The sequence below is a fragment of the Massilia sp. S19_KUP03_FR1 genome, from assembly GCF_036688685.1.
Lineage (GTDB): Bacteria > Pseudomonadota > Gammaproteobacteria > Burkholderiales > Burkholderiaceae_D > JALYUM01.
The window spans coordinates 1-4,782 of sequence record NZ_JAQQPS010000035.1 but is presented as its reverse complement, the minus strand read 5'-3'; the positions used below and the strand labels follow the sequence as shown (position 1 = coordinate 4,782).

The following is a 4,782-nucleotide window of genomic DNA, read 5'->3' as shown; positions in this document are numbered from 1 at the left end:
TGTAGACATATTTCGCCGGATATCTATCTTGTGATCGATATTCGGATCTATAAAAATCGATGCATGAGCTGAAGGTGCTTTCAGTTCATTTCTTTAAAATATGAAAAAAGGTGAGTTGATGGTGATGAAAGTTACGGGTTGGCCAAGTCTTGATGCCCGCTGGAAGGCAGGTTGGAAAGCATATTTAAAAAATGGAAAAGAATGGTATGACGTCTATATCGGTGCAATACGTCAAGAACTGGATCTGTATGCTTCGAAGGGAGATTTATTAAATCCGGATGAAGATTGGTCAAAATACAAACGGTGGGAGCGCCATATATCATCGCAGCTTGAGATGTTTGGCCTCCTAAGAGCGTTCGATTTGGAATCGTCGGCCAGAATCGATAATATTTTTGATATTCGAGCGGCCGAAGAAATATATGCCGCTATTCGTCTCGAAGAACTTAGTATATTGTACGTGCATATAAAATCTCCTGAACGGTTAGGTAGACAATTAAGCACGCTTAATATTCGAGTGATGCCTGCAGTGTCCTTGGGAGTGATTGTCGGCAATGATTCGGCACTCCCGCTCATGCGCTTACTGATTGTGGCGTGCCGACGGGGTTGGTATTCCCTGGATGACAGTTGTCCGATTTATGTCTTCATGCTGTTGATAGCAGCAGATTTTCTTGGGGAATCATTGCCGAAAGAATTGGCGGCATTGTTGCGTAGTTCGCCACTGGGGGATTTGTTGTCCAGGTGGGATGACCCGGACCCAACGGCGCTCGTCGAATTGTGCGTAGCGGCGTCCAACTTCCATACCACTCGCTGTCGGTCGGGCACAGACATGGAATTTGCCAATGGGAATTGGTGTTACACACCGGTCGAACTGATGCTGCTGATGCGCCTCCGGACGTTACGCGGCTTGGCGATACCACACTTTGAACATCCACTCTGGATAGCGCCTTTCGCGAATTTTGTTCCTTCCGAACCCCCAATCGACAGCGAATTGATGCTGGGTTTTGAAGAACGCATGCGTACAGATGGATTTGACGAAGAATTCATCACGCAAAATGTCTTGATAGAAAACACAGGTAATTAAATACAGAATGTCCACCCTATCCGAAACAAGCCTTGCAGCGTCGATTACCTGGCAAAGCTTTGCCAGTCCCGTACTTGGGCTGGTTTTTACGGCACCGTCCCATTACCAGGACGATAGTGATAAGCACTATTTCCAGGTAACTGATCCGACAGCAGAGGCGCAATTTACCGCAGCAGTCTATGCGGGGTCAGCGATGGACCTCGCGACATGGGCGAAAGCCCGACTCGGCAGTATTCACGACGCCATGCCGCTGCTCGCGCCGGTGGCAGCGCCCAAGCGCGTCACTGGCAATCTTGGCGCCGCTGTATTCGCTGAATACGAAGGCGTACTGGAAAGCGCCGGAGTACCGATGAGATACCTGGTGCTTTGCTTCGTGCTGCCGGCCGGCGTTGCAAGTTTTTCCGGCGCTATCCCGCTGTCGGCCTGGAAAGGGAATGAGACGTTTTATCGCGACTTGATGACAGAGCGTCTTTCAAAGTACGAGGTCCGGGGTACGTCAGATGAAGGCGTAGATCTGCTCGCTTTGAAGTTGGCCGCCGCGGCTGGCGACCGGCAGGCGCAATTTGTGCTGGCATCGACATTGGCAGCGCAGACCGAAGACGCGACATCTGACCGCGCAGTCGAGAGCGTCGAATGGTACCGAAAGGCGGCTGATCAAGGTCACCCGGACGCGCAGGCGACTTTAGGCGTTTGCTATGCGAATGGTTGGGGGTGCACCGGCAGTGCCGAGCAGGCCGCAATATGGTGGAGCAAAGCTGCCGAACTGGGCAGCGCGCGGGGGCATTTTGCGCTCGCAGTCGCGTTCTCGCAGGGTTTCGGTCTGACGGAAGACGACGAAAAAGCGTTTCAGCATTGCCGGATTGCAGCGGAAATGGGACATATAGAAGCGCAGCAGCAATTGGAACAACTGCGAGCACACAGGCGTGCGGGCGGCAGGGGTGATCAATGAAGTACTGACAGAGTGTCGCCACGACCATCGGAGGCACGCCTGATACACAGTCGTGTGCTCATCGACACCAGCTAGGAAATGTGCTCGATCTCACGACGGGCGCCATCGTCATAAACATCGATCAATTCAGCGGCTGGGATGGCGTCGAGGTGCGCAACACCAAGCATGAATCTTTTATTGTCTGGAGCAACGGCGACCGCATGCAGAATGCCGCCGGCCGCAACATCACCGTTAATGCAGCACAGGGCGCGGGTGAGCAGTGGCTGGCGCTGACAAATGGCGTCAACAGCGGCGTGAGCAGTTACTACGATGCCCCTGGCATCGAGCGTGACATCGAGACCATTGACGGCGCCACGTATTCGTTCACGCTCGATTATGCAGCGGCGCTCGGATTGACTGCTGCCAACGCACGCATCGGTGTGTATCTCGATGGTATCCAGATCGGCAGCTATGCAAGCGCGGGTGGCACCAACGGCCTGAACTGGGAAGCATTGAGCTTCAGCTTCAAAGGTAACGGCAGGCCACGCAGCTTGCGGATCCAGCTGAAGGCGCCGGCGACACAAGTACTGCCAAAGGCGCGATGATCGATACGACTGAGAGTCGTCAAACCTTGCCGGCCAGTGCTAATGTCGCGTATGGTTTCATAAATGGCGCAATCGTCTTGCCTGTGCTTGGCGCAAGCCTCGCGATTGGCGACGATGGCGGCAAGTTGAAGACGGAATTGCTTGGGCTGCCAGTGGGTGCGGTAATCACGGATGGTGTTAAGCGAGTCGTTATCGCAAGCACCTCGCAGGCGGTTGATGTCAGCGGATGGAATTTAGCGAAGCTCGTGTTGACGCCGCCGCGAAATTTTACGGGCAGTATCAATCTGCAGATAAGCGCCACCAGTTTTCATTCGGAAAATGGGAGCACTGCGACGACGATGCGTGAATTGGCTGTGGTGGTGCTGAATAGTCCTGGCTGCGCAACGCCAGTCGGCGGCAACCCATAGGTGAGCTATTTGGCCGATATTTCAGTTGTCGCAAGCAGCCCGACAGATCTCATTAGCGCTAGCGTGTCCACGCCGGTTGTTGGAAGTGGGCTGGTATTCCTTAATATCAGCAACGCTCGAATGCCTGGTGCCAGTGCAAGCGAATCGCTCGAAGAATGGATGAGGCGATTGACAGGGTCAGTTGGAAACGCGTTGGTAGATGAGTTGAAGCGCATATTTGGATAATTGCAAAAATTCTGGCTAGTTTCGAAGTAATCGGCAAGCAGATGTATGAACCCGGGCATCGAGCTGAAAATGAATGGCGAGTAAAATTTTACAAGTTAAAAAAGGAATTCGACGATGAAGAAAATTGCTGATGGCCCAGTACTGGATGCCCGTTGGAAGGCGGGTTGGAAAGCACATCTTAAAAATAAAAAAGAATGGTATGATGCATCTATCGAGCCGACACGTGAAGAACTCGATCAGTATGCTTTAACAGGGACTCTCTCCGCTCCGGATGAAGATTGGTCCAAATATAAGCGGTGGGAGCGAGATTTGTCGTTCCAGGTTGAAATGTACGGACTATTAAATGCATTTAAATTAGAGGCCGCTGCTGTGATCGAAGGCGTTTTTGATGTTCGGACGGCGGAAGAAGTATACGCAGCTATTCGGCTTCAAGAATTGATCAGCTTATACGTACATATAAGATCGCCTGAGAGGGTAGGCAGGCAATTAAGTAGGATGGATATTCAGATAATTCCTGCAGTCGCATTGGGTGTAATCATTGGTGATTCCTCAGCTTTGCCGCTCATGCGATTGCTGACAGTGGCTTGCAAGCGAGGTTGGTATTCGCTGGATGATAGGTATCCTATTTTTGTTTTTGTTTTACTGATGGCGGCCGATTTTCTTCAGGAATCTTTTCCGAAGGAATTGGCGTTATTGTTGAGTAATTCTCCTTTGGGTAATTTATTGTCCAGTTGGAACAATCCCGACCCGGCGGTGCTCGTTGACTTATGCGTAGCGACCTGCAACTTCCACACCACGCGCTGTCGCGATAACGTCGACATGGAATTTTCGGGTGGTATTTGGCGTTACACACCAATAGAAATGATGCTGTTAATGCGTCTCCGGTCGTTACGCGGGTTGGCCATTCCGCAATTTGAACACTCTATCTGGATTGCTCCATTCGCGAATTTTGTTTTTTCCGAGTTGCCGATGGAGAGTGAATTTATGCGGCGTTTTGAACAACGCATGCGTACAGATGGATTTGATGAAGAATTCATTACTAAAAACGTCTTAATGGGTCACACGCATAAATAAACACAGCATGCGCACCTCACCCGACACAAATATTCCAGCATCGATTGCTTGGATTAACTTTGCCAGCCCGGCATTTGGCCTGGTTTTTACCGCACCATCGTACTATCAAGACGAGAGCGATGATCAGTATTTCCAGGTAACTGATCCGGTGGCAGCGGCACAATTCACGGCGGCAGTCTATGCCGGCTCTGCGATGGACCTCGAGACGTGGGCCAACACCCGGCTTGCCGGTATTCATGGCGCCATGCCACTGCTCGTCCCGGTAGCGGCTCCAAAACGCGTCACTGGCAATCTTGGTGCGGCTGTATTCACTGAATACGAAGGCTTGCTGGAAAGTGCCGGAGTACCGATGAGATACCTGGTGCTTTGCTTCGTGCTGCCGGCTGGCGTTGCAAGTTTTTCCGGCGCTATCCCGCTGTCGGCCTGGAAAGGGAATGAGACGTTTTATCGCGACTTGATGAC

Annotated in this window: 6 protein-coding genes; all 6 read left to right on the top strand. The window is 51.7% G+C overall.

Going from position 1 to position 4,782, the window contains the following annotated elements; all coding sequences use genetic code 11:
* Positions 1–100: 100 nt before the first annotated feature.
* On the top strand, positions 101–1,081 hold the full coding sequence (locus V6M87_RS25680; protein ID WP_332879523.1) for a hypothetical protein: 981 nt from the start codon (positions 101–103) through the stop codon (positions 1,079–1,081).
* 7 nt (positions 1,082–1,088) lie between these two features.
* Positions 1,089–2,030 carry a tetratricopeptide repeat protein gene (locus tag V6M87_RS25675; RefSeq protein ID WP_332879522.1) on the top strand — a complete coding sequence of 314 codons (942 nt, stop codon included), beginning with the start codon at positions 1,089–1,091 and terminating at the stop codon, positions 2,028–2,030.
* 80 nt (positions 2,031–2,110) lie between these two features.
* Positions 2,111–2,614, top strand: a complete 504-nt coding sequence (locus tag V6M87_RS25670; protein WP_332879521.1) for a hypothetical protein — start codon at positions 2,111–2,113, stop codon at positions 2,612–2,614.
* Positions 2,611–3,021: a hypothetical protein gene (locus V6M87_RS25665; RefSeq protein WP_332879520.1), complete on the top strand. Its 411-nt coding sequence runs from the start codon at positions 2,611–2,613 to the stop codon at positions 3,019–3,021. Before V6M87_RS25670 ends, V6M87_RS25665 begins: the two co-directional genes overlap by 4 nt.
* 339 nt (positions 3,022–3,360) lie before the next feature.
* The gene (locus V6M87_RS25660) at positions 3,361–4,320 is read left to right on the top strand and encodes a hypothetical protein (protein ID WP_332879519.1); all 960 of its coding nucleotides are present in this window, start codon (positions 3,361–3,363) and stop codon (positions 4,318–4,320) included.
* A gap of 7 nt (positions 4,321–4,327) precedes the next feature.
* Positions 4,328–4,782, top strand: a 455-nt coding sequence (locus tag V6M87_RS25655; protein ID WP_332879518.1) for a hypothetical protein, incomplete at its 3' end; no start/stop codon positions are given.

What these genes read in the sequence shown, in the direction of transcription:
- V6M87_RS25660 (WP_332879519.1), top strand. Translation starts at nt 3,361, where the DNA reads ATGAAGAAAATTGCTGATGGCCCAGTACTGGATGCCCGTTGGAAGGCG.
- V6M87_RS25675 (WP_332879522.1), top strand. Translation starts at nt 1,089, where the DNA reads ATGTCCACCCTATCCGAAACAAGCCTTGCAGCGTCGATTACCTGGCAA.
- V6M87_RS25665 (WP_332879520.1), top strand. Translation starts at nt 2,611, where the DNA reads ATGATCGATACGACTGAGAGTCGTCAAACCTTGCCGGCCAGTGCTAAT.
- V6M87_RS25680 (WP_332879523.1), top strand. Translation starts at nt 101, where the DNA reads ATGAAAAAAGGTGAGTTGATGGTGATGAAAGTTACGGGTTGGCCAAGT.